The sequence below is a fragment of the Streptomyces sp. CC0208 genome (genome assembly GCF_003443735.1).
In the GTDB taxonomy this organism is placed as follows: domain Bacteria; phylum Actinomycetota; class Actinomycetes; order Streptomycetales; family Streptomycetaceae; genus Streptomyces; species Streptomyces sviceus.
Genome location: NZ_CP031969.1, coordinates 7,355,995 through 7,381,907, shown reverse-complemented (window position 1 = coordinate 7,381,907; position 25,913 = coordinate 7,355,995). Strand labels below are relative to the sequence as shown.

The following is a 25,913-nucleotide window of genomic DNA, read 5'->3' as shown; positions in this document are numbered from 1 at the left end:
GAAGGCCTCCGCTCGCTCGTCCTCACGTCTCCGACGCGCCCCTCCGGCTCGCTCGCGTCAGGCTGATCGGCGCTGGTTACGGGGATGTGCCTACCCCGCTCGCCATCGAACGGTACCGTCCCCGGCCCACGTTTGGTGAAACGGCCGGGGACGCCCCGAAGTGCCCCTGGTGCAAGGCGAATCAGGCGGAACGCCCGTCGCGGGACTTACTGGCCGACCTCGCCGTACGCGGCGAGCAGAACAGCCGGGTCCGGGCCCTCCAGAACGGTGGGCTTGCCCAGTCCGTCGAGGACGATGAACCGCAGCAGGTTGCCGCGGGACTTCTTGTCGACCTTCATGGTCTCCAGCAACTTGGGCCACTGGTCGTAGCGGTAGTGCAGCGGCAGGCCGACCGACTCCAGGACCGTGCGGTGACGGTCGGCGGTCGCGTCGTCCAACCGGCCCGCCAGCCGGCCCAGTTCGGCGGCGAAGTGCATGCCCACGGCGACCGCTGCGCCGTGCCGCCACTTGTACCGCTCGTTCTTCTCGATGGCATGGGCGAGCGTGTGGCCGTAGTTGAGGATCTCCCTGAGGCCCGACTCCTTGAGGTCGGAGGAGACCACCTCGGCCTTGACCCGGATCGAGCGCTCGATGAGCTCGGAGGTGTGCGGGCCCGCCGGGGTGCGCGCGGCCTCGGGGTCGGACTCGATGAGCTCCAGGATCACCGGGTCGGCGATGAAGCCCGCCTTGATGATCTCGGCGAGCCCGGAGACGTAGTCGTTGACCGGCAGGGAGTCCAGCGCGGCCAGGTCGCACAGGACACCGGCGGGCGGGTGGAAGGCGCCGACGAGGTTCTTGCCCTCGGCGGTGTTGATGCCGGTCTTGCCGCCGACCGCCGCGTCGACCATGGCCAGCACGGTTGTCGGGACAGCGATCCAGCGCACCCCGCGCAGCCAGGTCGCGGCCACGAAACCGGCGAGGTCGGTGGTCGCGCCGCCGCCGACGCCGACCACGACGTCGGAGCGGGTGAAGCCGGACTGGCCGAGCGCCTTCCAGCAGTAGGCGGCGACCTCGGCGGTCTTGGCCTCCTCCGCGTTCGGCACCTGGATGGCCACGGCCTCGTAGCCCTGCTCGGCGAGGTCGGCGCGCAGGGCGTCACCGGTGTCGGCGAGCGCCTCGGGGTGGATGACGGCGACCCGTTGGGCCTTCTCCCCCACCAACGTGCCGAGCTCACCCAGGAGTTGACGTCCCACCAGGACCTCGTACGGCTCGCTGCCCGCGGTGCCGCCGACCTGGATGCGCGTCACTGCCTCGCTCATGCTTCCTTCAACTCCAGTGCGTCCAGCGCGATTTGGGTGACTTCTTCGGGGGTACGGCCGTCGGTGGCCACGACCGCCGTGGCGATCGACTCGTACAGGTGGCGGCGCGCCTCCATCAGCTCGCGCCACTGCTTGCGCGGGTTGACCGCGAGCAGCGGACGGGCGGCGTTCAGGCCGGTGCGCTTGACCGCCTCCTCGACGTCCATCGACAGGTACAGCACGCGCTGCCCGGCCAGCAGGGCGCGGGTGCCCTCGTCGAGGATCGAGCCGCCGCCGAGCGCGAGGACGCCGTCGTGCTCGGCGAGCGCCCGCCGCACGGCGGCCTTCTCGATCGCCCGGAAGGCGGCCTCGCCCTCGTCGACGAAGATCTCCGCGATCGCACGGCCCTGCTCGGCGACGATGTCGTCGTCGGTGTCCCGGTACCCCACCGTGAGGCGCTCGGCCAGCAGCCGCCCGACGGTGGACTTGCCCACGCCCATCGGACCGACGAGGACGACCACAGGGCTCATCGGATGGCCAGGTTCTCGAGGTAGGACCGCACGTTGCGGCGGGTCTCGGGCACGCTGTCGCCGCCGAACTTCTCGGCCACCGCGTCGGCCAGGACGAGTGCCACCATCGCCTCGGCGACGATGCCGGCGGCCGGGACCGCGGACACGTCGGAGCGCTGGTGGTGGGCCTGCGCGGCCTCGCCGGTGGTGACGTCCACGGTCTGCAGGGCCCGCGGGACGGTGGCGATGGGCTTCATCGCGGCCCGCACCCGCAGCAGCTCACCCGTGCTGAGCCCGCCCTCGGTGCCGCCGGAGCGGCCGGAGACTCGCCGGATGCCCTCGGGGGTGTTCACGATCTCGTCGTGCGCCTTCGAGCCGGGCACCCGCGCCAGCTCGAAGCCGTCACCGAGCTCGACACCCTTGATCGCCTGGATGCCCATCAGCGCACCCGCGAGGCGGGCGTCCAGCTTGCGGTCCCAGTGCACGTGCGAGCCCAGGCCCACGGGCACGCCGTACGCCAGGATCTCCACCACTCCGCCGAGGGTGTCGCCGTCCTTGTGGGCCTGGTCGACCTCGGCCACCATCGCCTTCGAGGTGTCCGCGTCCAGGCAGCGCAGCGGGTCGGCGTCCAGCTTCTCGACGTCGGCCGGGGTCGGGTAGACGCCCTGCGGAGCCTTCACGGAGCACAGCTCGACGACGTGGCTGACGATCTCGATGCCGGCCGTCTCCTTCAGGTACGACCGGGCCACCGCGCCCAGCGCCACCCGGGCCGCCGTCTCCCGCGCGGAGGCGCGCTCCAGGATCGGCCGGGCCTCGTCGAAGCCGTACTTCTGCATGCCCGCCAGGTCGGCATGGCCGGGGCGCGGACGGGTCAGCGGGGCGTTGCGCGCGAGGCCCGCCAGGATCTCCGGGTCGATGGGGTCGGCCGACATGACCTGCTCCCACTTCGGCCACTCGGTGTTGCCCACCATGATCGCGACGGGGGAACCGAGGGACAGACCGTGCCGGACACCGCCGAGGAAGGTGACCTGGTCCTGCTCGAACTTCATCCGGGCACCGCGGCCATAGCCCAGCCGCCGCCTCGCCAGATGGTCCGCCACCATCTCCGTGGTGATCGGCACACCGGCGGGAAGGCCCTCCAGCGTCGCCACGAGTGCGGGACCGTGGGACTCCCCCGCGGTCAGCCAGCGCAACCTGCTCAACGGTGCTCCTCAGTGCTCGCGCCCTGGTACTGCCCTGCTTACGCGCGTCCTCGCGTACGGCAACGGCGCGACCAGGTGCGCGGCCCCGGCCCGCCACCTCCGATCCTCCCACGTCCGGCCGCCACCACCGGTCACAGGTCCAGCAGACGGACGTGAAAGCCACGGCCGCCATGATCCGCCAGGCCGGCAGTAGCCGCACCGGGCCATGTCCGGGCGTCCGCAGAGCACGACCTGGGGTTGCTTCTCAGTGCAGCGCTTTCACAGGATCGCCCTGTCCCGCTGCGTCACACCACGTCAGCGCGCCGCCAGGGCGTGCTCGCCCGCCTTGCGCATGGCGTCCACGGGCGCGGGCACGCGGCCCGTCATCTGCTCGACCTGGAGCACCGCCTGGTGCACGAGCAGATCGAGGCCGCTGACCACGGCTCCGCCGATCATCGACCAGCGGGCCGCCAGCTCGGTCGGCCAGGGGTCGTAGAGCACGTCGAACAGGGCCGCGGGGCGCTCCGGTACGGCGTGGGCGAGGGCGTCCGTCGCCCCGGCGGGGGTCGTGGCGATCACCAGCGGGGCGCGCAGGGCCTCGGCCGCGTCCGCCCAGTCCGCGGTGCGGATCTCGACGTCGAGGCGCTCCCCCCACTGCCGCATCTCGGCCGCCCGGGCCTCACTGCGCACGTAGGCCACGACCGCCCCGGTGCAGATCCGGGCCAGCGCGGCGAGCGCGGAGGAGGCGGTGGCGCCGGCGCCGAGGATCGCCGCCGAGTCGACCTGCTCGATGCCCCGCTCCCTGAGGGCGGCGACCATCCCCGGGATGTCGGTGTTGTCGCCGAGGCGACGGCCGTCCTCGGTGAACACCACCGTGTTGACGGCCTCCACCGAGGCGGCGGTGTCACTGATGCCGTCCAGCAGCGGGATGACCGCCCGCTTGAGCGGCATGGTCAGCGACAGCCCGGCCCACTCCGGCCCGAGCTGTTCCACGAACGCGGGCAGTGCGGCCTCGTCGAGCTCGAACCGGTCGTACGACCAGCCCGTGAGGCCCAGCTCCTCGTAGGCGGCCACGTGCAGGACCGGTGAGAGGGAGTGGGCGATGGGCTTGCCGAGAACGGCAGCCCGGCGGGCGTCAGCTGCCCGTGCTTGCATTGAACTTTTCCTTGAGCCGTAGGAATTCGGCATGGGTCTTGGCGAATTCGGTCTTCTTCACACCGTCGGTCGCGACGAAGTAGTACCAGCCGTCGTCGGTCGGATCCAGTGTCGCCTTCATCGCGGTGTCGCCCGGGTTGTCGATGGGGCCGGGCGGCAGACCCTTGTTCGTGTACGTGTTGTACGGGTCCTTGTTGCTGTTGATCTCCTTCTCGGAGATCTCGATGTTGCTCTCGTTCTTCACGTAGTTGAAGGTCGAGTCGAACTGCAGGAACCCGTAGGTCTCGGGGTTCGCGAGGTTGAGCCGGTTGTAGACGACCTCCGCCATCTTGCGGTAGTCGTCCTCCGTCTTGCCCTCGGCCTGGACGAGGCTGGCGACCGTGATGACCTGGAGCGGGCTGTCCAGCTTGAGCGCCTTGGCCTTGGCCTCCAGGTCGTACGCGGCGTACTTCTCGGCGGCCTGGGTGACCATCTCCTTGAGCACCGATTCGGGCTTCATGCCCTTCGCCGCGGGATAGGTGCCCGGATACAGGAAGCCCTCCAGCGGGTCCTTGATCTCCCGGTTGTCGTTCGCCCAACTCGGCAGGCCGAGGCTCTTGTATTTCTGTTCGGCGATTTTCCTGGTGGTACCGGAAGCAAGATCGAGTTTCTCGTCGATCCTCTTGTAGACGGCGGCGTTCCGGACACCTGGAGCGACCAGCACGTTGTTCTGGCTCTTCGGGTCGAGCATCATCGCCACGGCGCTCTCGGCGGACATCTCCTTCTTCAGGAGATAGGCGCCGGCCTGGATCGAGTTCCCCTTGGCGTTCTGCTCCTGGGCGGACACGAAGGCGTCGACGCTCTTGACGACACCCGCGTCCTTGAGCAGCCGACCGATCGCGTACCCGCCCGCGCCCTTGGGGACCTGGACGGTGACCATCTGGCTCGTCCCGCCCCCGGCATAGTCCGGAGCCGTGCCGAAACGATTTTTGTAGAACTGGTACCCGAAGTACCCGACGCCCGCGGTGCCGCCGCCGAACACCAGCAGCACCACCAGACAGGCGCAGCCGCTCTTGCGCTTCTTGGACCCTTTGCCGCCACGCCCTCGCCGGTCGCCCCGGCCGCCCTGCGGGTCGTCGGAATCGTCGGGTTCGCCCTGGTCGTCGTCACCGCCCGCGAAAAACGCGTGTTCACCCTGGTCGGGGCCCGGGTCCCAGTCGGTCTGCGGCTCCGGTTCGGCACGCCGGCGGCTCGGCGGCTCCGGCGGCGGGTAGGCGTCCGGGCTGCCGTAGTAGTCCTGCTGCTCGGCGCCGTACGCGGCGGCCTGCTGACCGTAGGGATCCGACGGGTCGGCGGGGTACGGGATCTGCCCCTGAGTGCCGGACGCCCAGCCGTTGTTGTCGTACGACTGCTGCTGCTGGTCCTGATAGGCCTGCTGGTCGTACTGCTGTTGACCGTACTGCTGCTGGTCGTACTGGTGGTTGTACTGCTGCTGGTCGTACTGACCGTCGTGCTGCGGGTACTGCTGCTGCGCCTGACCATAGGCAGCTTGCCGGCCCTCGTCCCAGCCACCGTTGTCGTACTGCTGCGGCTGCTGCGGGTAGTGCTGCGGCTGGCCGCCGTAGGGGGACTGCTGACCCGCGTGGGCCTGCTGTCCTTCCCATCCACCGTCCCCGTACAACGGGTCCTCGGGATTCCACGGTTCGGAGCCTTCGCCCCGGCCATACTCAGTCATCGATCCCCTAGAGCCGCGAGGCGGCGGTCTCCTGCTTCCACGATCCAGCTACCGATCCGCCTCTTTCTGTGCGGTGACTGTTCGAATGTCGCCGCATCGCGCGGCACGTTACCGTATCGCGATCAGATGACCACTTCGACGCCCTCGCCGGGTGCTTTACCTGACACCCGTTCGGATTCCAGGGCCTGCTGAAGAATGATCACGGCTGCTGCCTGGTCGATGACCGATCTGCCCTTTTTGGATTTCACTCCGGATGCGCGCAGTCCCTGGCTGGCCGTCACGGTGGTCATGCGCTCGTCGACGAGCCTGACCGGAACGGGCGCGATCCCCCGGGCGAGCTCTTGGACGAAGCCGCGGACCTTCACGGCGGCCGGGCCCTCGCCCCCCTTGAGGGAGCGAGGGAGACCGACGACGACCTCGATCGGTTCGTACTCCTCGACCAGCTGCTTCAGCCGGCGGTGGGCCGCCGGGACGTCACGGCCCGGGACCGTCTCCACCGGGGTGGCGAGGATCCCGTCGGGGTCGCACGAGGCGACCCCGATACGGGCGTCCCCGACGTCGATCGCGAGCCTGCGGCCTCGGCGCATTACTTGGCCGTCTCCCCGACCGTGCGCTCCACGGCGTCCACGGCCTCGCCGATCGCGGCCGGGTTCTGGCCGCCGCCCTGGGCGACGTCCGGCTTTCCGCCACCGCCGCCACCGAGGGTCTTGGCGGCCGTGCGGACCAGGTCACCGGCCTTGAGGCCGCGCTCGCGGGCGGGCTCGTTGGTGGCGATGACCGTCAGCGGCTTGCCGTTGTTGACGGTGAACAGGGCCACCACGGCGGCCCGGCCGCCCTGGATGCGGCCGCGCACGTCGAGGACCAGCTTGCGCAGGTCGTCGGGGGTGGTGCCGTCCGGGACCTGACCGGTGACGACGGCGATCCCGCGGACGTCCTTGGCGGACTCGGCGAGACCGGCGGCGGCCTGGAGGACCTTCTCCGCGCGGAACTTCTCGATCTCCTTCTCGGCGTCCTTCAGCTTGCCGAGCATGGCGGAGACCTTCTCCGGGAGCTCCTCCGGACGGCCCTTGATCAGCTCCTGGAGCTGGGCGACGACGGTGTGCTCACGGGCGAGGAAGTTGTACGCGTCGACACCGACGAGCGCCTCGATACGGCGGACCCCGGAGCCGATGGACGACTCACCGAGCAGCTTGACCAGGCCGAGCTGCGAGGTGTTGTGCACGTGGGTGCCGCCGCACAGCTCCTTGGAGAAGTCGCCGATGGTCACCACGCGCACCCGCTCGCCGTACTTCTCGCCGAACTCGGCGATGGCGCCCTGCTTCTTGGCCTCGTCGATGCCCATGACGTCGGCGCGGACGTCGAGGTCGCGGGCGAGCACCTCGTTGATCTTCTGCTCCACGTCAGTCATCACGGCCGTCGGAACGGCGGACGGCGAACCGAAGTCGAAGCGGAAGCGGCCGGGCTGGTTCTCGGAACCGGCCTGGGCGGCCGTGGGGCCGAGCGCGTCCCGCAGCGCCTGGTGGGTGAGGTGGGTGGCCGAGTGGGCGCGCGCGATGGCCGTACGCCTGCGGTTGTCGATGGCGGCGTGGGCCTTGGCACCGACGGTCACCTCGCCGAACTGGACGACGCCCTTGTGGACGTAGACGCCCGGGACCGGCTTCTGACAGTCGCGGATCTCGATGACGGCACCGGAGTCGACCTTGATGCGGCCGGTGTCGCCGATCTGACCGCCGCCCTCGGCGTAGAACGGGGTGCGGTCCAGGACGATCTCGACTTCGTCGCCCTCGGTGGCGGCCGGGGAGGAAGCGCCGTCGACGAGGATGCCGACGATCGTGGACTCGCTCTCGGTGTCCGAGTAACCGAGGAACTCGGTCTCGCCCGCCTGGTCGGCGATCGCACGGTAGGCGCCCGCGCCGGCGTGGCCGGTCTTCTTGCCCTGGGCGTCGGCCTTGGCGCGCTCCCGCTGCTCCTTCATCAGGCGGCGGAAGCCGTCCTCGTCCACGGACAGGCCCTGTTCGGCGGCCATCTCCAGGGTGAGGTCGATCGGGAAGCCCCAGGTGTCGTGGAGCAGGAACGCCTTGTCACCGGCGAGGACCTTGCCGCCGGCGGCCTTGGTCTCGGTGACGGCGGTGTCGAGGATGTTGGTGCCGGCCTTCAGCGTCTTGAGGAAGGCGTTCTCCTCGGCGACGGCGACCTTCTCGATGCGCTCGCGGTCGGTGACCAGCTCCGGGTACTGCTGGCCCATCATGGCGATCACGGTGTCGACCAGGTCCAGCACGACCGGGCCGGTGGCACCGAGCAGGCGCATGTTGCGGATGGCCCGGCGCATGATGCGGCGCAGGACGTAGCCGCGGCCCTCGTTGCCGGGGGTGACACCGTCGCCGATGAGCATGACGGACGTGCGCATGTGGTCGGTGACCACGCGCAGCGAGACGTCCGAGTCGTGGGCGTCGCCGTAGGCCACGCCGGTCAGCTCGGTGGCCTTCTTGATGACGGCCATGGAGGTGTCGATCTCGTACATGTTCTGCACGCCCTGCAGGATCATCGCCAGGCGCTCGAGTCCGAGGCCGGTGTCGATGTTCTTGCTGGGGAGCTCGCCGAGGATCTCGAAGTTGTCCTTGCCGATGCCCTCGCCGCGCTCGTACTGCATGAAGACGAGGTTCCAGATCTCCACGTACCGCTCGTCGTTGACGGCGGGGCCGCCCTCGACGCCGAACTCGGGGCCGCGGTCGTAGTTGATCTCGGAACAGGGGCCACAGGGTCCGGGAACGCCCATGGACCAGTAGTTGTCCTTCATGCCGAGGCGCTGGATGCGCTCCTTGGGCACACCGACGACCTCGTGCCAGATGCGCTCGGCCTCGTCGTCGTCCTTGTAGACGGTGATCCACAGACGATCGGCCTCAAGGCCGTAACCACCCTTGTCCTGGGGGCTGGTGAGCAGCTCCCAGGCGTACTTGATGGCGCCTTCCTTGAAGTAGTCGCCGAAGGAGAAGTTGCCGCACATCTGGAAGAACGTGCCGTGCCGGGTGGTCTTGCCGACCTCTTCGATGTCCGGCGTGCGCACGCACTTCTGCACGCTGGTGGCGCGGTCGAAGGGGGGCTTGACCTCACCCAGGAAGTAGGGCTTGAAGGGCACCATGCCAGCGGGGACGAGGAGCAGAGTCGGGTCGTCCGCGATGAGCGACGCCGAAGGGACGACGGTGTGCCCGCGCTCCTCGAAGAAGCTCAGCCAGCGGCGGCGAATCTCGGCCGACTCCATCAGTGGTCCTCATTCCGGTTGTACGAATGCGTCTTGTGCGACTTCGTCGTGTACGTCGTGTTCTCGATGGCGGCGACGCGCCTGGGGGCGGGAAGTTCGGGATCCTCCCGGATACCCAGGGCGTCCGTCAGCTCGGCCTCCCGCTGGGCCATGTTGTCGCGGACGTCGAGCGCGAAACCGACCGCGCGGTCCTTGATCCGGGCGCCCGTCTCGATCGCCTTGTTGGCCGCTGTCACGGCGAGGTTCTCGGGGGTCAGCTGCTTCAGCTTGCGGTTCACCTTGGTGGTGGCCCAGACACCGGCGGCCACGCCTGAGGAGAACCAGAAAGTGCGGCGGAACATCTCTTGAGCCTCAGTCCTTCTTGCCTCGGCCCCGGGAGACCGTCCGGCCCACGATCACGGTACGCCGGGAGGGTTTGGCGGGCATGTCGTCCTTGCGGCCGCTGATCGCACGGCGCACGCCGTAGCCGAAGGCCGCGACCTTGACCAGGGGGCCGCCGAAGGTGGAGGCGACGGTGGTGGACAGCGCGGAGGCGTTCGACGTGACCTCCTGGACGTCCGAGGCGATCGCGTCGACCCGCTCGATCTGGGTCTGCGCGGAGCGCACCGCGGTGGAGGCCTCGGCCAGCAGCGGGACGGCCTGGTCGGTCACGTCCGCCACGAGCTTGGTGGTCGCCTTGAGCGTCTGGGCCAGCCTCGCCAGCGCGACGGCGAGGAAGGAGACCAGGATCGCCCAGAAGACGGCCACCAGGATTCCGGCAACCTCTCCACCGGACACTGTGTGCACCCGCTCCCTGAATTCGTGCTGTCTATGGAAAAAGTCTCCGCCGAGCCTATCGCGCCGGGGACGGCGGTCCGCACCGGATTACCCCTCGCCCGCACCCGAGTTGTCCATGACGATTGTACGGAGTGCATACGCTTCAGTACGCTCCGTGTTCCATGCGCAGTCATCGACCCGACGACACCGAGGTGAACGGCAATCTGCCCCTGGAGCTCGCCGGCTTCGTGGGCCGGCGCGCGGAACTCCCGGAGCTGGCACGGGCCCTGGACGCCTCGCGCCTGGTGACGGTGACGGGCCCCGGCGGTATCGGCAAGTCACGGCTCGCGGCGCGGGTGGCGAGCGGTCGGCGCACCCCGCCCGACGGCGTGTGGCGCGTAGAGCTGGCCTCCGTACGCGACCCGGAGTTCGTCGACTACGCCGTCGTGGAGACCCTGGGGCTGACGGACCACACCGCACGGCCCCCGCGCGCGACGCTGCTGGCCCACCTGGCCGGGCGTCGGCTCCTGCTGGTCCTCGATGGTTTCGAGCATCTGGTGGACGCGTGCGCGACCCTGGTCGCCGACCTGCTGGGGCAGGTGCCGGGGTTGGCCGTCCTCGCCGTGGGGCGCCGGCCGCTGCGCGTCGCCGGCGAGCAGGTCTTCGCCCTGGGCCCGCTGGGCGAGGACGAGGCCGTGGAACTGTTCGCGGAGCGGGCCGGGCGGCAGGGCGTGACGGTCGGCGACGATCCTCACGTACGGGAGCTGTGCCGGCGCCTGGACGGCATTCCGCTGGCGATCGAGCTGGCCGCGGGCCGGCTCGGGGCCCTGTGCCCAGGGCAGTTGCTGGAGCGGCTCGACGACCGGTTCCGGCTGCTGACGGGGGGCGGCCGGGACACGCTGCCCCGGCACCGGACGCTGCGCACGGCGATCGGCTGGAGCCACGAACTGTGCACGCCCGAGGAGCGGTTGCTGTGGTCACGGCTCTCGGTGTTCGCCGGTCAGTTCGACCTGGAGGCCGCCGAGTACGTGTGCAGCGGCGGTGGCCTGCACTCCGACGACGTCCTCGACGTCCTGTCCGCGCTGCTCGCCCAGTCGGTGGTGGCCCGCGAGGAGACCGCGACTGGCGTGCGCTACCGGATGCTCGACACGGTCCGGGCGTACGGCGCCGAGTGGCTGGAGGCGACGGGCGACGCGGTCCGGCTGCGCAGGCGGCACCGCGACTGGTACGTGGGCCTGGCCACCTGCTGCGAGCTGGACTGGTTCTCCCCGCGGCAGAACGAGGTGGCCGCGCGGATCGAGGCCGAGCTGCCGAACCTGCGCTGTGCTCTGGAGTACTGCCTGACCGCGCCGGACGGGGCTGAGCTGGGCCGGCATCTCGCGGGCTCCCTGTGGTTCTGCTGGGTGGGCTGCGGCCGGCTCTCGGAGGGCCGGCACTGGCTGGAGCGCAGCATCGAGCTGGAGCCGGGCCATGAGCACTCCCGTCTGAAGGCCCTGTGGGTCCTCGGCTATGTGGCGATCCTCCAGGGCGACACCGCGCCGGCGCTGGCGGCGCTGGAGGAGTGCCGGACGGAGGCGGAGCGGTCCGCGAATCCGACGGCTGTGGCGTACGCCGAGCACCGCACGGGCTGTCTGGCGCTCGTCTCGGACGACATGCCCCGCGCGGAGAGGCTGCTGCGCTCGTCGCTGGAGCGCTACCAGGAGATCGGCGAGCTCAACAGCAACGTGCTGATGGCCCAGGTCGAGCTGGCGATGGCCCGCGCCTTCCTGGGCGATCTGCCGGACGCGGTGCGGCTGTGCGAGGACGTGCGCCGGGTGTGCGAGGACCACGGCGAGCGCTGGGCGCGGTCGTACGCGCTGTACGTCCTCGCGTACGCGGCCTGGAGCGAGGGGGACCCGGCACGCGCGCGGGAGCTGCTCACCGACTGTCTGGCCTGCGCGCACGCCTTTCACGACCTGCTCGGCTCGGTGCTGTCGATCGAGCTCCTGGCCCTGGTCACGGTGACCGGGGGCGACGCGACCGAGGCCGCGGTGCTCCAGGGTGCGGCGGCCTCGCTGTGGCCGTCGGTGGGCCTCCCGCTGTTCGGTTCGGCCTACTACAACGCCCCGCACGAGCTCTGCGAGACGCTGGTTCGGCAGCGGCTGGGCGACGAGCGGTACGAGGAGTGCGTACGGCAGGGCAGGGCGCTCGGGCGGGAGGCCGCCGTTTCCCGGGCGCTGGGCCGTGCCCACCCTGCCGCCGGGCTGCCGGCGCCGCGGGGCTGCGAGCGGCACACCGAGGCGGCCCGTGGCACGCAGCAGCCCGCCGCCTCGCCCGCCCGGAAGGGCGGGGAGACGGCGGGCTGACGTGGTGCGTGTCCTACGGCCTGCGGATGATCAGCGGGCGTAGTACTCGACGACGAGCTGCTCGTCGCAGATCACCGGGATCTCCTTGCGGTTCGGCTCACGGTCCAGGCGGAACGCCAGGGCCTTGAGGTTCACCTGGAGGTAGCGCGGGGTCTCGCCCTCGGGGGCGAAGCCGCCCTCACGGGCGATCGAGAAGAGGGTCTTCTCGCGGCTGCGCTCGCGGACCATCACGACATCGTCGGGACGGACGCGGAAGGACGGCTTGTCGACCTTCTGACCGTTGACCTCGATGTGGCCGTGGACGACCATCTGGCGGGCCTGGTAGATCGTGCGGGCGATGCCCGAACGCAGGACCAGCGCGTCGAGACGACGCTCGAGCTCGATGACCAGGGCCTCACCGGTCTTGCCCTGGGTCTTGGCGGCACGCTCGTAGGCGCGGACGAGCTGACGCTCGGACACGTCGTACTGCGCGCGCAGACGCTGCTTCTCGAGCAGACGGACCTTGTAGTCCGAGTTCTGCTTGCGGCCACGACCGTGCTCACCCGGCGGGTAGGGACGGGCCTCGAAGTACTTGACGGCCTTCGGGGTCAGCGCGATGCCGAGGGCACGCGACTTCTTGACCTTGGGGCGGGGCTGGTTCGCCACAATCTCTCATCTCTTGGTGTTCGGCTTGTCAGAGTTATGGGAGGTCGCCTCCGCAGCCGGGGAAACCCGCCAGGTCCTCGAAGGACCCGGTGGGCAGCCGCTCCCCTGGTCTGGGCACATACGTGCAGCACGCGAGTGGCCCACCTACCGCTGGCGGTGGTGGGCTGCCCGCGACACCATTCGAACGGTGCGCGACGCTCCTGGAACCCCCGCTGGGGGTTCCGGCTGACCGTCCCGTTCTGACTGCACGGGACACAGCACTTCGAGGGATTCTACAGGGTGCTCAGGACCGCTTGCGACCGAGGTGCTTGCGGGTCCACTCCACCGCGTCCGCGTACCGGGCCTCGGCGCCGTGCCGGGTCGGTTCGTAGTACGCGCGGTCCTTGATGGCGTCCGGGGCGTACTGCTGCTCGGCGATCCCCTCGGGCAGGTCGTGCGGATACACGTACCCCTGCGCGTGCCCGAGCTTGGCGGCGCCCTTGTAGTGCCCGTCCCGCAGATGCGGCGGCACCGGCCCGGCCAGCCCCTTGCGTACGTCCTCCATGGCGACGCCGATCGCCATGGTCGCGGCGTTGGACTTCGGGGCCAGGGCGAGCGCGATGGTGGCGTGGCTCAGGGTCAGCGCGGCCTCGGGGAAGCCGATCATGGCGACGGCCTGGGCCGCGGCCACGGCTATGGGCAGGGCGTTCGGGTCGGCGAGGCCGATGTCCTCGCTGGCGGAGATCATCAGGCGGCGGGCGATGAAGCGGGGGTCCTCGCCGGCCTCGATCATCCGGGCCAGGTAGTGCAGGGCCGCGTCGACGTCGGAGCCCCTGATGGACTTGATGAGGGCGCTGGCCACGTCGTAGTGCTGGTCGCCGTCACGGTCGTACTTCACGGCCGCGCGGTCGACCGTCTCCTCCAGCGTGGTGAGGGTGATCTCCGGCTCGCCCTTGTCGAGCGCGGCCCCGGCGGCCGCCTCCAGGGCGGTCAGGGCGCGGCGGGCGTCGCCGCCGGCGATCCTCAGGAGGTGATCCTCGGTGTCCTCGGGGAGGGCGACGGCGTCCTTCAGACCGCGCTCGTCGCTCAGCGCCCGCTTCAGCAGTCCTCTGACGTCGTCGTCGGTGAGCGGTTCGAGGGTCAGCAGCAGAGACCGGGACAGCAGTGGCGAGATGATCGAGAAGTACGGGTTCTCGGTGGTGGCCGCGATCAGGGTCACCCAGCGGTTCTCGACCGCGGGGAGCAGGGAGTCCTGCTGGGCCTTGCTGAAGCGGTGGATCTCGTCCAGGAAGAGGACGGTCTCCTTGCCGAAGCCGCCGGTGGCGCGGCGGGCGCCCTCGATGACCGCGCGGACCTCCTTGACGCCGGCGGTGATCGCGGAGAGCTCCACGAAGCGCTTGTTCGTCGCCTTGGAGACGACGTACGCCAGGGTCGTCTTGCCGGTGCCGGGCGGGCCCCAGAGGATCACCGAGGAGGGTCCTGCGGGGCCGCCGCTGCCCTCGCCGACCAGCCGGCGCAGCGGCGAGCCCGGCTTGAGCAGGTGCTGCTGGCCCACCACCTCGTCGAGGGTGCGCGGGCGCATCCGGACCGCCAGGGGACTGCCGGCCGGGTCCTTCTCCTGGCGCTCTTCCGCCGCGGCGGTGAACAGATCGGGCTCCACGTTCAAAACCCTATGTCACGCCACTGACAACGCCCGAAGTCTCAGGCCCAGAGCTTGTCGCCCCAGCGGGTCAGGATCATCATCGCGATGATGCCGCAGTGCGTGACCGGCAGGACCCAGGTGAACTCGGCGAGGAACCGCTTGAGCCAGCCCGGGGACGACAGCAGGTCGTTGCGGATGTTGAAGGAGGTCACGTACCAGAACATGGTGATCGTCGCGACCCAGGCCAGCGAGCACCACAGGCACAGGGCGTTGATGCGGTACAGCGACTGGAACTGCAGCCAGGTGCAGAAGGCCACGCCGAAGAGCGTGCCGAAGTTGAAGGTGAGCCAGTACCAGCGCGGGAAGGTGGCGCGGGCCAGCAGGCTCATGCCGACACAGATCACGATGCCGTAGGCGACCAGGCCCAGCATCGGGTTGGGGAACCCGAAGGCGGCGGCCTGCTTGCTCTCCATCACGCTGCCGCAGGAGACGATCGGGTTGAGGGAGCAGCTCGGCGTGAACGTCTTGCCGCTGACCTTGCCCTCGAGGATCTTGAACTTGTCGATCGTGATGACCCACGCGGCGAGCAGTCCGGCGGCGCCGGTGATCACCAGCAGCAGGGCGAAGGCACGGCTGCCGCCCACCGTCCGGGGCGCGGCGTCGGCGTTCGCCGACGAGGGCTCGGGCCGCGTGGAGACGTCTTTCACTGTGGTCTTGCTCATCACGCCGATCCGTCTGCTTGAGAGTTGGACCTTCTTCGGGCAGGGCCATTGTGCCGCACACGGCGGCCTGTCCACCGTTCGGTGGACATAAGGAAGTACGCACGGTCGTCCCTGAACGTTCGGTTCCGGCCGATGCTCATGGGCATGACCACACACGCGAACGAACTCGCGGTGGACGTTCGGGGGCTGCGCAAGCAGTACGGCGACGTGACCGCGCTCGACGGGATCGATCTCGGCATCCGCAAGGGCGAGGTCTTCGGCCTGCTCGGGCCCAATGGCGCGGGCAAAAGCACCACGGTGGAGATCCTCCAGGGCAACCGGGACCGGGACGCGGGTGAGGTGTCCGTGCTCGGCGCGGACCCGGCGCACGGCACACGCGCGTGGCGTTCAAAAGTCGGAATTGTCTGGCAGGACGAATCCGCGCCCGCCGAGTTGACGGTGGCGGAGACCGTCCGGCATTTCGCCCACTACTACCCGCGGCCACGGGACCCCGAGGAGGTCATCGGGCTGGTGGGTCTGGAGGCGAAGGCGGGCAGCCGGATCAAGGCCCTGTCCGGCGGTCAGCGCCGGCGCCTCGACGTGGCCTTGGGCGTGATCGGGGGCCCCGAGCTGCTGCTCCTGGACGAGCCGACGACCGGCTTCGACCCGGCGGCCCGGCGCCAGTTCTGGGACCTGATCCGCAAGCTGTCCGTCGAGGGCACCACGATCCTGCTCACCACGCACTACCTGGAAGAGGCCGAGGCGCTCGCCGACCGGCTGGCCGTGGTCTCCCGGGGCCACGTCGTCGCCGAGGGCGAGCCGGCCGCCCTGCGGGAACGCTACGGCTCCGGTGCCACCGTCGAGTGGACCGAGCCGGACGGCACCCTGCGCGCGGTGCCCACGGACACCCCGACCAGGACGGTCGCCGAGCTGATGCCCCGCTTCGACGGCGAGATCCCGGGGCTCCGGGTCAGCCGCCCCACGCTGGAGGACGTCTACCTCCGGCTCACCGGACAGGAGGACGCGTGATGACCACGACCGCCGTACGGTCCCGGACCGCTCCCGGCACGGAGAGGCTGCCCGGCGTCTGGGGGCTCGGGCTGCGCCGGGGCGCCCTGGAGATCAGGCAGTTCTTCCGCCAGCGCGACCAGGTGGTGTTCACCTTCGCCTTCCCGGTGGTCTTCCTGTTCCTGTTCGCGTCGATCTTCAGCGACGACGTGGAGGGAGCGGGCATCAAGGCCTCGCAGCTGTACGTCCCGGCGATGATGGCCGCCGGCATCATGTCGACGAGCTTCCAGTCGCTCGGCATCTCGATCGCCGTCGAACGGGACGAGAAGGTGCTGCGCAGGCTGCGCGGGACCCCGATGCCGCCGGCGGCGTACTTCCTCGGCAAGATCTGGCTGGTTCTCGTCACCGGCATCCTGGAGACGGCGATCCTGCTGCTCGTCGGCACCACGCTGTACGACGTTCATCTGCCCTCGGACGCCGGCCGGTGGTTCGCGTTCGCCTGGATCTTCGTGCTCGGTCTCACCGGCTGCGCGCTGCTGGGCATCGCGGTCAGTTCGGTGCCCAAGTCCAGCAAGAGCGCGAGTTCCGTGGTCGTCCTGCCCTTTCTGGTCCTCCAGTTCATCTCCGGGGTGTACATCTCGATCGACACGATCCCCGACTGGATGCTGAACATCGGCGCGCTGTTCCCGCTGAAGTGGATGTGCCAGGGGCTGCGCGGGGTGTTCCTGCCGGACTCGGCGCAGGTTCTGGAGCAGGCCGGCGGCTGGGAGTTCGGGCGCACCGCCCTGGTGCTGGGGGCGTGGTGCGTCGGAGGATTGCTGCTGTGCCTGCTGACTTTCCGGTGGAAGAACCGGCGCGACGGGTGAACGTTCCGGCGGACGCCATGGGCGCGTACTCGTGGGACCGCTCCTTCCGGCTCTGGGACACCTACTTCGCTCTGATCTGGCTGGCCACCCTGGTGTTCGTGCTGGGCACCGGGTATCCCGAGTGGTCCATCCGCGTCACCGCGGCGGCGCTGCTGGTGCCGCTGGTCCCGCTCTTCGTACGGGTCGGGCGGCCCCTGCTCCGGCAGGATCCGCCCCTCGGGCGCGAGGCTCTCCTCTACCTCGGCGCGATGCTGGCGCTGTTCCTGCCGTCGGCGATCCTGGTCGGCGAGACCCGGCTCATGACCTTCGCTCTCGTGCCCCAGTGCTTCATGACGCTGCGGATGCGGTGGGCGCTGACCGCCGTGGCCGTGATCAATCTCGCGCCCGTGGTGGGCTGGGCCCTGGTGTGGTGGCCGAGCGACCAGGAGGTCTTTTTCAACGGCCTGTTCGCCGTCGTCACCCTGGTCTTCTCGGTGGCCGTCGGCAGCTATGTCATCCGGATCATCGAGCAGAGCCAGGAACGGGCGGCCCTGATCGCCGAGTTGGACGCCAGCCGGCACGAGGTCTCGCGGCTGTCGGCGGCGCACGGGGCGCTGACCGAGCGGGAGCGGATGGCGCGGGAGATCCACGACACCCTCGCGCAGGGCTTCACCAGCCTGCTGATGCTGGTCCAGGCCGTGGAGGCAGAGCTCGACCACGACGTGTCGCAGGCCCGCCGCCATCTGGCCCTGATGGACGAGACGGCCCGGTTGAACCTCGCCGAGGCACGGGCCCTGGTCGCCGACGGCACCCCCGCCGACCTGGAGGGTTCCTCGCTGCCGGACGCCCTGTGCCGGCTGGCGGCCCGGCACGCGGCGAAACTCGACGTGACCGGACAGGTCCGTCCGCTGCCCGCGGGACCCGAGGTCGTCGCCCTGCGCTCGTGCCAGGAGGCACTGACGAACTGCCGTAAGCACGCGGGAAGTGCGGCAGCGGTGGGGATCGGCCTCGCCTACGCCGACGACAGCCTCACCCTCTTCGTACGGGACGACGGTCACGGCTTCGACCCGGGGGCCGTCCATGACGGCTACGGTCTGGCGGGGCTCCGCGCCCGCGCCGCCGAGGCCGGCGGGACGGTCCGGGTGCACAGCGTGCCCGGCGACGGCACCACGGTCACCGTCCGTCTGCCCATACCGCCCCCGAGGAGCTGTTCATGATCCGGATCATCCTGGCCGACGACCACCCCGTCGTACGGGAGGGCCTGCGGGCCATGCTGACGGCGGAGCCGGACCTGGAGGTGGTCGCCGACGCGTCCAGCGGGCCGCACGCGGAGGCACTGGCCGCCGAACTCCGCCCCGACATCGTGCTGATGGACCTGCGGATGCCGGGCGGCTCGGGCGTGGAGTCGATCGCGCGGATGACGGAGGCGGGTCTGCCCTGCCGGGTGATCGTCCTGACGACGTACGAGACGGACCGGGACATCCTGCGGGCCGTGGAGGCGGGAGCGGCCGGCTATCTCCTCAAGGACCTGCCCCGCGCCGAACTGGCCCGGTCGGTACGGGCCGCCGCGCGCGGCGAGACGGTCCTGGCGCCCACGGTCGCCGCCCGCCTGGTCGACCAGCTGCGCACCAGGCCGGAACGGCCCCGGCTCTCGGCGCGCGAGACGGCGGTGCTGCGCCTGGTGGCGGACGGCTGCACGAACGCGGAGATCGGCCGCAGGCTGTACATCGGCGAGTCGACGGTGAAGACCCATCTCCTGCGCGTCTTCGGAAAGTTGGGCGTGGACGACCGGACGGCGGCGGTGACGAGCGCCATGCGGTTCGGGCTGTTGGAGTGAGGGGGCTCGCCCCCCTCACCCCGTCGCGCTCAGCCCAGGCGTGACTCCAGCTCCGCCACGATCTCGTTGACCCCGATCGCCGACTGCTCCCCGGACTCCATGTCCTTGAGCTGTACGACGCCCTCGGCGAGGTCACGTTCGCCGGCGACGACGGTGTAGCGGGCGCCGCTGCGGTTGGCGTTCTTCATGGCGCCCTTGAGGCCCTTGCCGCCGTAGGCGAAGTCCGCCGCGATGCCCACCTTGCGCAGTTCGGTGACCTTCGCGAACAGGACACGCCGGGCCTCCTCCCCCAGCGGGACCGCGAACACGGCGGTGGTGGAGGGGAGTTCGAGCTCGACGCCTTCCGCCTCCAGGGCGAGGACCGTGCGGTCGACGCCGAGGGCCCAGCCGACGGACGGCAGCGCGGGGCCGCCGATCATCTCCGACAGACCGTCGTACCGGCCGCCACCGCCCACCGCGGACTGGGAGCCCAGACCGTCGTGGACGAACTCGAAGGTCGTACGGGTGTAGTAGTCGAGGCCGCGCACCAGCTTCGGGTCGTCCTCGAAGGCCACGCCCGCCGCCGTGATCAGCTCACGGACCTCCTCGTGGTACGCCTTGCAGGCGTCGCACAGGTAGTCGCGCAGCAGAGGGGCGTCCCCGAGCTGCTTCTGGACCGACTCGCGCTTGTCGTCGAGGACCCGCAGCGGGTTGATCTCCGCCCTTCGCAGGGTGTCCTCGTCCAGGTCCAGTCCGCGCAGGAAGTCCTGGAGCGCGGCCCGGTACACCGGTCGGCACTCCTTGTCGCCCAGGCTGTTGAGCAGGATGCGGAAGTTCCTGAGGCCCAGCGAGCGGTACGCCTGGTCGGCCAGGATGATCAGCTCGGCGTCCAGCGCCGGGTCCTCGGCACCGATCGCCTCGGCACCGACCTGGGAGAAGTGGCGGTAACGGCCCTTCTGAGGGCGCTCGTAGCGGTAGTACGAGCCGGAGTACCAGAGCTTGACCGGCAGGTTGCCGAGCTTGTGCAGGTTGGCCTCCAGCGCCGCGCGCAGCACGGAGGCCGTGCCCTCGGGGCGCAGGGCCAGCTTGTCGCCGCCCTTGGTCTCGAAGGCGTACATCTCCTTGGTCACGATGTCGGTGGACTCGCCGACCCCGCGCGCGAACAGCTCGACGCTCTCGAAGCCGGGCGTCTCGATGTAGCCGTAGCCCGACGTGCGCAGCGGAGCGGCGATCGCCTCCCGGACGGCCAGGAACTTGGCGCTGTCCGGCGGGATCAGGTCGTACGTGCCCTTGGGGGCCTGAAAGGTGCTCACGAAGTCTCTCGTCACATTCCTCGTCGGGGAGCCTCGGTGGCTCCCTGGCCGGCGGCCACGTCCCGCAGATACGGGTTGGTGGCGCGCTCCTGGCCGATGGTCGTCTGGGGGCCGTGGCCGGACAGCACCACGGTCGAGTCGTCGAGCGGCAGGCACACGCGGGCCAGCGAGTCGAGCATCTCGGCCATGTCACCGCCGGGCAGGTCGGTGCGTCCGATGGAGCCGGCGAAGAGCAGATCCCCGGAGAAGAACACGGAAGGGATCTCCGCGGTCTCGGGCATCCGGAAGGTCACCGACCCCTTGGTATGGCCCGGCGCGTGCGCGACGGACAGCTCCAGGCCCGCGAGCTCCAGCTTCGCGCCGTCGGTCAGCTCCTTGACGTCGTCCGGCTCTCCCACGGTGATCTCGCCCATGAGCGGCATCCCGATGGAACGCCCGAGCCCCATCGACGGGTCCTTCATCATGTAGCGGTCCTCGGGGTGGATCCACGCCGGTACTCCGTGCGCTCCGCACACCGGGACGACCGAGGCCACGTGGTCGATGTGGCCGTGGGTGAGGACGACGGCGACGGGCTTGAGCCGATGCTTCTTCAGTGCTTCCTCGACGCCTTCGGTGGCCTGGTGGCCGGGGTCGATGATCACGCACTCCTCGCCGGCGGCGGGGGCGACGAGATAACAGTTCGTCCCCCAGGCCCCGGCGGGGAACCCGGCAATGAGCACGATCGTCCTCGTTTTGTGTCGGTACGGGCGGTCTTCCGGGCGGCTGCCCCAGTGCTCAGAGCCTACCGGCGCTGCCGATTCCTCAGCGAACCCATATACGGTACGGGGCACACGCAGGCGGTCGGTTCATAGGACGCATGCGTACCGGTCGGCGTACGAGACGCATGAGGAGAGAACCCCGTGGTCACCCAGGAACAGCGGAAGCGGCAGCTCGCGCGGGAGAAGTTCTTGCGGCAGCAGCAGCGGCGCACGGCCGCGCGCCGTAAGGCCCGTGCACGCAACTCTGTGATCGCGTCGGTGCTCGGCGTGATCCTGGTGGGCAGCGTGGCGCTCTACACGTCCGGGGTCATGAAGGACGACGACAAGGCCAACGCGAGCTCCGAGACGAGCCCCAGCGCGGCGGCGACCAGCAAGGCGCCGGACCCGTGCGAGAAGCCCGCCGCCGGCAAGGTCGAGACGCAGAGCTGGAAGAAGGAGCCGGCGATGTCCGTCGACAAGTCGGCGAAGTACACGCTCGACCTCGCGACGACGTGCGGGAAGATCGACATCGCGCTGAAGACGTCGGCGGCCCCGCACACCGTGAACTCGTTCGACTTCCTCGCGAACAAGGGCTTCTTCGACCACACCAAGTGCCACCGGCTCACCACGAACGGCATCTACGTCCTGCAGTGCGGCGACCCCACGGGCTCCGGCAGCGGCGGGCCGGGCTACACCATCCCGGACGAGAACCTGAAGGACAAGAGCCTCAAGTCCAACGTCTACCCGGCGGGCACCGTCGCGATGGCGAACACCGGGCAGGCGCACACTGGAGGCAGCCAGTTCTTCCTGGTCTACCAGGACAGCCAGCTGCCCCCGAGCTACACCCCGTTCGGGACCATCTCGGAATCCGGTATGAAGGTGCTGAAGAAGATCGCCGCGGCCGGTGAGAGCACCGGCGCGGGCGACGGCGCGCCGAACGCGACCGTCGTGATCAACAAGGCGACCGTCACCAAATCCTGACCGTCAAGTGCGAAATTTCGGTCGCGCGGGATGCGGACAGGCAACCCGCTGGTCGCCTATGTTGGCCGTGACGAAACTGTGGACGATGCCCGGGGGCTGGGAAGCCTCCCGCAGGCATCATGTGGAGGAGGCGCTGTGAGCAGCGACCCGTGGGGCCGCGTCGACGAGACGGGGACCGTGTACGTGCGTACGGCCGACGGCGAGCAGGTCGTCGGTTCCTGGCAGGCCGGCTCCCCCGAGGAAGCCCTGGCCTACTTCGAGCGCAAGTACGAGGGCCTGGTTGTCGAGATCGGCCTCCTCGAGAAGCGGGTGAAGACCACCGACCTCTCGGCGAAGGACGCTTCTGCGGCCATCGACCACATCCGCGAGCAGGTCGACGCGCATCACGCGGTCGGCGACCTGGAAGCGCTCAAGGTGCGGTTGGACAAGCTCGTGGAGACCGTCGACAAGCGCCGCGAGGAGCGCAAGCAGCAGCGTGCGAAGCAGTCCGACGAGGCCCGGCACGCCAAGGAGGCGCTGGTCGTCGAGGCGGAGGAGCTGGCCCAGTCCGACCAGTGGCGGGCCGCCGGTGAGCGGCTGCGCGCGCTGGTGGACACCTGGAAGGGCCTGCCGCGCCTGGACCGCAAGTCCGACGACGAGCTGTGGCACCGCTTCTCGCACGCCCGCTCGGCCTTCTCCAAGCGCCGCAAGGCCCACTTCGCGTCGCTGGACGCGCAGCGCGAGGAGGCCCGCAGGACCAAGGAGCGGCTGGTCGGCGAGGCCGAGGCGCTGTCCGGGTCGACGGACTGGGGTCCGACGGCCGCGCGCTACCGCGAGCTGATGGCCGAGTGGAAGGCCGCGGGCCGCGCCCAGCGCGAGCACGAGGACGACCTGTGGAACCGCTTCCGCGGCGCCCAGGACGTGTTCTTCGCCGCCCGCAGTTCGGTGTTCGCCGAGCGGGACGCCGAGCAGACCGAGAACCTCAAGCTGAAGGAGGAGCTGGCCGAGGAGGCCGAGAAGCTCCTGCCGATCGGCGACCTGAAGAGCGCCCGCGCCGCCTTCCGCGCGATCAACGAGCGGTGGGAGGCCATCGGCCACGTCCCGCGGGACGCCCGGCCGAAGGTCGAGGGCCGGATGCACGCGGTCGAGCGCGCCCTCCAGGAGGCCGAGGAGACCGAGTGGCGCCGGACCAACCCGGAGGCACGCGCGCGTGCCGCGGGTCTGACCGGCCAGCTCCAGGCCGCCGTGGACAAGCTCCGGGGCCAGATCGACCAGGCCCGCGCCCAGGGCAACAACGCCAAGGCCGACAAGCTGGAGCGTGAGCTGGAGGGCCGCCAGGCACTCCTGGACCAGGCCCTCAAGGGTCTTGAGGAGTTCGGCGGCTGACAAGGCCGCAGCTGCGAAAGGGCCCCGGTTTCCCGGGGCCCTTTCGTGCGTCCTACGTCCGGTTCCGCGCCGACGTCACGCGGTACACGTCGTACACGCCCTCGACTCCCCTGACCGCCTTCAGGACGTGACCGAGGTGCTTCGGATCGCCCATCTCGAAGGTGAAGCGGGAGGTGGCGACGCGGTCGCGGGAGGTCTGGACGGCCGCGGAGAGGATGTTGACGTGCTGGTCGGACAGGACACGGGTGACGTCCGAGAGCAGCCGGGAGCGGTCCAGGGCCTCGACCTGGATAGCGACCAGGAAGACCGAGGACTGGGTGGGCGCCCACTCGACCTCGAGGATGCGCTCGGGCTCCCGGGACAGTGACTCCACGTTGACGCAGTCGCTGCGGTGAACCGATACGCCACTACCCCGGGTGACGAAGCCGATGATCGGGTCGCCGGGGACGGGGGTACAGCAGCGGGCCAGCTTGACCCACACGTCCTCGACGCCCTTGACGACGACACCGGGGTCGGCGTTGGTACGCCGCTTGCGCCCGCGGCCGTGGGACGGCGGGACCGATTCGTCGATCTCCTCGGTGGCCGCCTCCTCGCCGCCGAGCGCCTGGACCAGCTTCTGCACGATGCTCTGCGCGGAGACATGGCCCTCACCGATCGCCGCGTACAGCGCGGAGATGTCCGAGTACCGCATCTCGTGCGCGAGCGTGACGAGGGAGTCACCCGTGAGGATGCGCTGGATCGGCAGGTTCTGCTTGCGCATCGCGCGGACGATGGAGTCCTTGCCCTGCTCGATCGCCTCGTCGCGGCGCTCCTTGGAGAACCAGGCACGGATCTTGTTGCGGGCCCGAGGCGACTTCACGAAGTTCAGCCAGTCCCGGGAGGGCCCGGCCCCGGGCGCCTTGGACGTGAAGACCTCGACGAGGTCGCCGTTGTCCAGGGTCGACTCCAGCGGTACGAGACGGCCGTTGACGCGGGCTCCTATGGTGCGGTGGCCCACCTCGGTGTGCACCGCGTACGAGAAGTCCACCGGGGTGGCACCGGCCGGCAGCGCTATGACGTCGCCCTTGGGGGTGAAGACGAAGACCTCGTTGCGCGAGAGGTCGAAGCGCAACGACTCCAGGAACTCGCCGGGGTCCTCGGTCTCCTTCTGCCAGTCGAGGAGCTGACGCAGCCACGCCATGTCGTTGAGGTGGTCGTCCTTGCCGGTGGTCCTCGGCTGGTCCGAGCGGACCTTGGAGGTGCCGGCGACGGCCTCCTGCTTGTACTTCCAGTGCGCGGCGATGCCGTACTCGGCGCGGCGGTGCATGTCGAAGGTGCGGATCTGCAGTTCGACCGGCTTGCCGTTCGGCCCGATGACCGTCGTGTGGAGCGACTGGTACATGTTGAACTTGGGCATCGCGATGTAGTCCTTGAACCGGCCGGGGACCGGGTTCCATCGCGCGTGCACGGTGCCGAGGGCGGCGTAGCAGTCGCGGACGGTGTCGACGAGGACGCGGATGCCGACCAGGTCGTAGATCTCCGCGAAGTCGCGACCGCGGACGATCATCTTCTGGTAGACGCTGTAGTAGTGCTTCGGGCGGCCGGTGACGGTGGCCTTGATCCGGGCCGCGCGCAGGTCGGACTGCACCTCGTCGGTCACTACGGCCAGGTACTCGTCACGCTTCGGTGCCCGCTCGGCCACCAGCCGTACGATCTCGTCGTACATCTTGGGATAGAGGATCGCGAAGGCGAGGTCCTCCAGTTCCCACTTGATGGTGTTCATGCCGAGGCGGTGGGCGAGCGGCGCGTAGATCTCCAGCGTCTCGCGCGCCTTCTTCTCCTGCTTCTCGCGCTTGAGGTAGCGCATGGTGCGCATGTTGTGCAGCCGGTCGGCGAGCTTGATGACCAGGACGCGCGGGTCCTTGGCCATGGCCACGACCATCTTGCGCACGGTCTCGGCCTGCGCGGCCTCGCCGAACTTGACCTTGTCCAGCTTGGTGACGCCGTCGACGAGCAGGGCGACCGAGTCGCCGAAGTCGCGGCGAAGCTGGTCGAGGCCGTACTCGGTGTCCTCGACGGTGTCGTGCAGCAGCCCGGCCATCAGGGTCGCCGGGTCCATGCCGAGCTCGGCGAGGATCGTGGTCACCGCGAGCGGGTGGGTGATGTACGGGTCGCCGCTCTTGCGCTTCTGGCCGCGATGCCAGCGCTCGGCGACCTGGTACGCCTGCTCGATCTGGCGCAGGGTCGCGGTCTCGATCTTCGGGTCGTTGCTGCGCACTATCCGCAGCAGGGGCTCCAGGACCGGGTTGTACGGGTTGGAGCGCTGGACGCCGAGACGGGCGAGACGGGCGCGGACGCGGTTGGAGGAGCCGGTGCGGGCGGGCTGGCCCGTGTTCGCGCGGGCCGCCGGAGTCGGCGAGGTGGCGGACTCGGGCGAGGCGGGCTTGGGCCGGGGCGGCTCGGCCGGCTTGTCGACGGGCGCGGACTGGGCGTGCTCGACCGGCCCGCGGGCGTCGTTCGTCGCGGTCTTCGCGTCCGGCGCGGGCTTCGCCGCGGGCGCCGAGGCGGGCTCGGGCTTGGCGGCGGTCAGTGGCTGGGCCTCGTCTGGCAAGAGGACTCCTCGTGCGCGATCCGAATCCCCCGGTCAGGCTCCGGAGAACCCATGGTAGCGATCCTGCGCCCCGGGATCGCCTTCAGGCCGATGTG

General features: G+C 70.0%; 22 protein-coding genes. 7 read left to right on the top strand and 15 right to left on the bottom strand.

The window, feature by feature from the left end:
- Nucleotides 1-206: 206 nt before the first annotated feature.
- From aroB to D1369_RS33885, 9 genes are all read right to left on the bottom strand, one after another.
- On the bottom strand, nucleotides 207-1,298 hold the full coding sequence (gene aroB / locus D1369_RS33930) for a 3-dehydroquinate synthase (protein ID WP_037899306.1): 1,092 nt from the start codon (nucleotides 1,296-1,298) through the stop codon (nucleotides 207-209).
- Nucleotides 1,295-1,807 carry a shikimate kinase gene (locus tag D1369_RS33925; protein ID WP_007380691.1) on the bottom strand — a complete coding sequence of 171 codons (513 nt, stop codon included), beginning with the start codon at nucleotides 1,805-1,807 and terminating at the stop codon, nucleotides 1,295-1,297. The genes aroB and D1369_RS33925 overlap by 4 nt, the downstream gene beginning before the upstream one ends.
- Nucleotides 1,804-2,988, bottom strand: coding sequence for a chorismate synthase (gene aroC, locus D1369_RS33920; RefSeq protein WP_007380692.1), 1,185 nt, complete (start codon nucleotides 2,986-2,988; stop codon nucleotides 1,804-1,806). Before aroC ends, D1369_RS33925 begins: the two co-directional genes overlap by 4 nt.
- Nucleotides 2,989-3,282: 294 nt before the next feature.
- Nucleotides 3,283-4,122, bottom strand: coding sequence for a shikimate dehydrogenase (locus D1369_RS33915; protein WP_007380693.1), 840 nt, complete (start codon nucleotides 4,120-4,122; stop codon nucleotides 3,283-3,285).
- Complete coding sequence (gene mltG, locus D1369_RS33910) at nucleotides 4,103-5,836, bottom strand: endolytic transglycosylase MltG (protein WP_007380694.1); 1,734 nt, start codon at nucleotides 5,834-5,836, stop codon at nucleotides 4,103-4,105. The genes D1369_RS33915 and mltG overlap by 20 nt, the downstream gene beginning before the upstream one ends.
- A 122-nt stretch (nucleotides 5,837-5,958) precedes the next feature.
- The gene (ruvX, locus tag D1369_RS33900; protein ID WP_007380695.1) at nucleotides 5,959-6,423 is read right to left on the bottom strand and encodes a Holliday junction resolvase RuvX; all 465 of its coding nucleotides are present in this window, start codon (nucleotides 6,421-6,423) and stop codon (nucleotides 5,959-5,961) included.
- Nucleotides 6,423-9,095 (bottom strand): alanine--tRNA ligase, encoded by a 2,673-nt coding sequence (alaS, locus tag D1369_RS33895; RefSeq protein ID WP_007380696.1) that lies wholly within the window; start codon nucleotides 9,093-9,095, stop codon nucleotides 6,423-6,425. Before alaS ends, ruvX begins: the two co-directional genes overlap by 1 nt.
- The gene (locus D1369_RS33890) at nucleotides 9,095-9,436 is read right to left on the bottom strand and encodes a hypothetical protein (protein ID WP_007380697.1); all 342 of its coding nucleotides are present in this window, start codon (nucleotides 9,434-9,436) and stop codon (nucleotides 9,095-9,097) included. The genes alaS and D1369_RS33890 overlap by 1 nt, the downstream gene beginning before the upstream one ends.
- 10 nt (nucleotides 9,437-9,446) lie before the next feature.
- Nucleotides 9,447-9,872, bottom strand: a complete 426-nt coding sequence (locus tag D1369_RS33885; protein WP_082319369.1) for a DUF948 domain-containing protein — start codon at nucleotides 9,870-9,872, stop codon at nucleotides 9,447-9,449.
- Nucleotides 9,873-10,033: 161 nt separating this feature from the next.
- Between D1369_RS33885 and D1369_RS33880 the strand changes: the two genes are divergently transcribed.
- On the top strand, nucleotides 10,034-12,196 hold the full coding sequence (locus D1369_RS33880) for an AAA family ATPase (RefSeq protein ID WP_162951041.1): 2,163 nt from the start codon (nucleotides 10,034-10,036) through the stop codon (nucleotides 12,194-12,196).
- A 30-nt stretch (nucleotides 12,197-12,226) separates the two neighbouring features.
- Here D1369_RS33880 and rpsD read toward each other — a convergent pair whose 3' ends face one another.
- The 3 genes from rpsD to D1369_RS33865 all read right to left on the bottom strand — a co-directional run bounded on the left by rpsD (nucleotide 12,227) and on the right by D1369_RS33865 (nucleotide 15,184).
- Entirely contained in the window at nucleotides 12,227-12,841 is a 615-nt protein-coding gene (gene rpsD / locus D1369_RS33875) for a 30S ribosomal protein S4 (protein WP_007380699.1), read from the bottom strand.
- Between the two features lie 283 nt (nucleotides 12,842-13,124).
- The gene (locus tag D1369_RS33870; RefSeq protein WP_007380700.1) at nucleotides 13,125-14,480 is read right to left on the bottom strand and encodes a replication-associated recombination protein A; all 1,356 of its coding nucleotides are present in this window, start codon (nucleotides 14,478-14,480) and stop codon (nucleotides 13,125-13,127) included.
- Nucleotides 14,481-14,521: 41 nt separating this feature from the next.
- Nucleotides 14,522-15,184, bottom strand: coding sequence for a vitamin K epoxide reductase family protein (locus D1369_RS33865; protein ID WP_037899308.1), 663 nt, complete (start codon nucleotides 15,182-15,184; stop codon nucleotides 14,522-14,524).
- 144 nt (nucleotides 15,185-15,328) lie between these two features.
- Between D1369_RS33865 and D1369_RS33860 the strand changes: the two genes are divergently transcribed.
- The 4 genes from D1369_RS33860 to D1369_RS33845 are packed head-to-tail and all read left to right on the top strand — an operon-like array spanning nucleotide 15,329 to nucleotide 18,853.
- Entirely contained in the window at nucleotides 15,329-16,192 is an 864-nt protein-coding gene (locus D1369_RS33860; protein ID WP_007380702.1) for an ABC transporter ATP-binding protein, read from the top strand.
- Nucleotides 16,192-17,037, top strand: a complete 846-nt coding sequence (locus tag D1369_RS33855; protein WP_007380703.1) for an ABC transporter permease — start codon at nucleotides 16,192-16,194, stop codon at nucleotides 17,035-17,037. Before D1369_RS33860 ends, D1369_RS33855 begins: the two co-directional genes overlap by 1 nt.
- Before the next feature lie 17 nt (nucleotides 17,038-17,054).
- A complete protein-coding gene (locus tag D1369_RS33850) occupies nucleotides 17,055-18,233 on the top strand; it encodes a sensor histidine kinase (protein ID WP_050789864.1) in 1,179 nt (392 codons plus the stop codon).
- Nucleotides 18,230-18,853 (top strand): response regulator transcription factor, encoded by a 624-nt coding sequence (locus D1369_RS33845; protein ID WP_037899310.1) that lies wholly within the window; start codon nucleotides 18,230-18,232, stop codon nucleotides 18,851-18,853. The genes D1369_RS33850 and D1369_RS33845 overlap by 4 nt, the downstream gene beginning before the upstream one ends.
- Before the next feature lie 29 nt (nucleotides 18,854-18,882).
- On the opposite strand, the gene hisS is transcribed toward D1369_RS33845, so the two are convergent.
- Nucleotides 18,883-20,145: a histidine--tRNA ligase gene (hisS, locus tag D1369_RS33840; protein WP_007380706.1), complete on the bottom strand. Its 1,263-nt coding sequence runs from the start codon at nucleotides 20,143-20,145 to the stop codon at nucleotides 18,883-18,885.
- Between the two features lie 11 nt (nucleotides 20,146-20,156).
- Entirely contained in the window at nucleotides 20,157-20,864 is a 708-nt protein-coding gene (locus tag D1369_RS33835; RefSeq protein WP_007380707.1) for an MBL fold metallo-hydrolase, read from the bottom strand.
- A gap of 180 nt (nucleotides 20,865-21,044) precedes the next feature.
- Here D1369_RS33835 and D1369_RS33830 point away from each other — a divergent pair, with 180 nt between their 5' ends.
- Nucleotides 21,045-21,863, top strand: coding sequence for a peptidylprolyl isomerase (locus tag D1369_RS33830; RefSeq protein WP_007380708.1), 819 nt, complete (start codon nucleotides 21,045-21,047; stop codon nucleotides 21,861-21,863).
- Between the two features lie 135 nt (nucleotides 21,864-21,998).
- Nucleotides 21,999-23,228: a DUF349 domain-containing protein gene (locus D1369_RS33825; protein WP_007380709.1), complete on the top strand. Its 1,230-nt coding sequence runs from the start codon at nucleotides 21,999-22,001 to the stop codon at nucleotides 23,226-23,228.
- Between the two features lie 52 nt (nucleotides 23,229-23,280).
- Here D1369_RS33825 and D1369_RS33820 read toward each other — a convergent pair whose 3' ends face one another.
- Complete coding sequence (locus D1369_RS33820) at nucleotides 23,281-25,818, bottom strand: bifunctional (p)ppGpp synthetase/guanosine-3',5'-bis(diphosphate) 3'-pyrophosphohydrolase (protein WP_118082793.1); 2,538 nt, start codon at nucleotides 25,816-25,818, stop codon at nucleotides 23,281-23,283.
- Nucleotides 25,819-25,913 lie beyond the last annotated feature (95 nt).

What these genes read in the sequence shown, in the direction of transcription:
- aroB (WP_037899306.1), bottom strand. Translation starts at nt 1,298, where the DNA reads ATGAGCGAGGCAGTGACGCGCATCCAGGTCGGCGGCACCGCGGGCAGC.
- D1369_RS33925 (WP_007380691.1), bottom strand. Translation starts at nt 1,807, where the DNA reads ATGAGCCCTGTGGTCGTCCTCGTCGGTCCGATGGGCGTGGGCAAGTCC.
- D1369_RS33915 (WP_007380693.1), bottom strand. Translation starts at nt 4,122, where the DNA reads ATGCAAGCACGGGCAGCTGACGCCCGCCGGGCTGCCGTTCTCGGCAAG.
- mltG (WP_007380694.1), bottom strand. Translation starts at nt 5,836, where the DNA reads ATGACTGAGTATGGCCGGGGCGAAGGCTCCGAACCGTGGAATCCCGAG.
- ruvX (WP_007380695.1), bottom strand. Translation starts at nt 6,423, where the DNA reads ATGCGCCGAGGCCGCAGGCTCGCGATCGACGTCGGGGACGCCCGTATC.
- alaS (WP_007380696.1), bottom strand. Translation starts at nt 9,095, where the DNA reads ATGGAGTCGGCCGAGATTCGCCGCCGCTGGCTGAGCTTCTTCGAGGAG.
- D1369_RS33890 (WP_007380697.1), bottom strand. Translation starts at nt 9,436, where the DNA reads ATGTTCCGCCGCACTTTCTGGTTCTCCTCAGGCGTGGCCGCCGGTGTC.
- D1369_RS33880 (WP_162951041.1), top strand. Translation starts at nt 10,034, where the DNA reads ATGCGCAGTCATCGACCCGACGACACCGAGGTGAACGGCAATCTGCCC.
- D1369_RS33865 (WP_037899308.1), bottom strand. Translation starts at nt 15,184, where the DNA reads ATGAGCAAGACCACAGTGAAAGACGTCTCCACGCGGCCCGAGCCCTCG.
- D1369_RS33860 (WP_007380702.1), top strand. Translation starts at nt 15,329, where the DNA reads ATGACCACACACGCGAACGAACTCGCGGTGGACGTTCGGGGGCTGCGC.
- D1369_RS33855 (WP_007380703.1), top strand. Translation starts at nt 16,192, where the DNA reads ATGACCACGACCGCCGTACGGTCCCGGACCGCTCCCGGCACGGAGAGG.
- D1369_RS33850 (WP_050789864.1), top strand. Translation starts at nt 17,055, where the DNA reads ATGGGCGCGTACTCGTGGGACCGCTCCTTCCGGCTCTGGGACACCTAC.
- D1369_RS33845 (WP_037899310.1), top strand. Translation starts at nt 18,230, where the DNA reads ATGATCCGGATCATCCTGGCCGACGACCACCCCGTCGTACGGGAGGGC.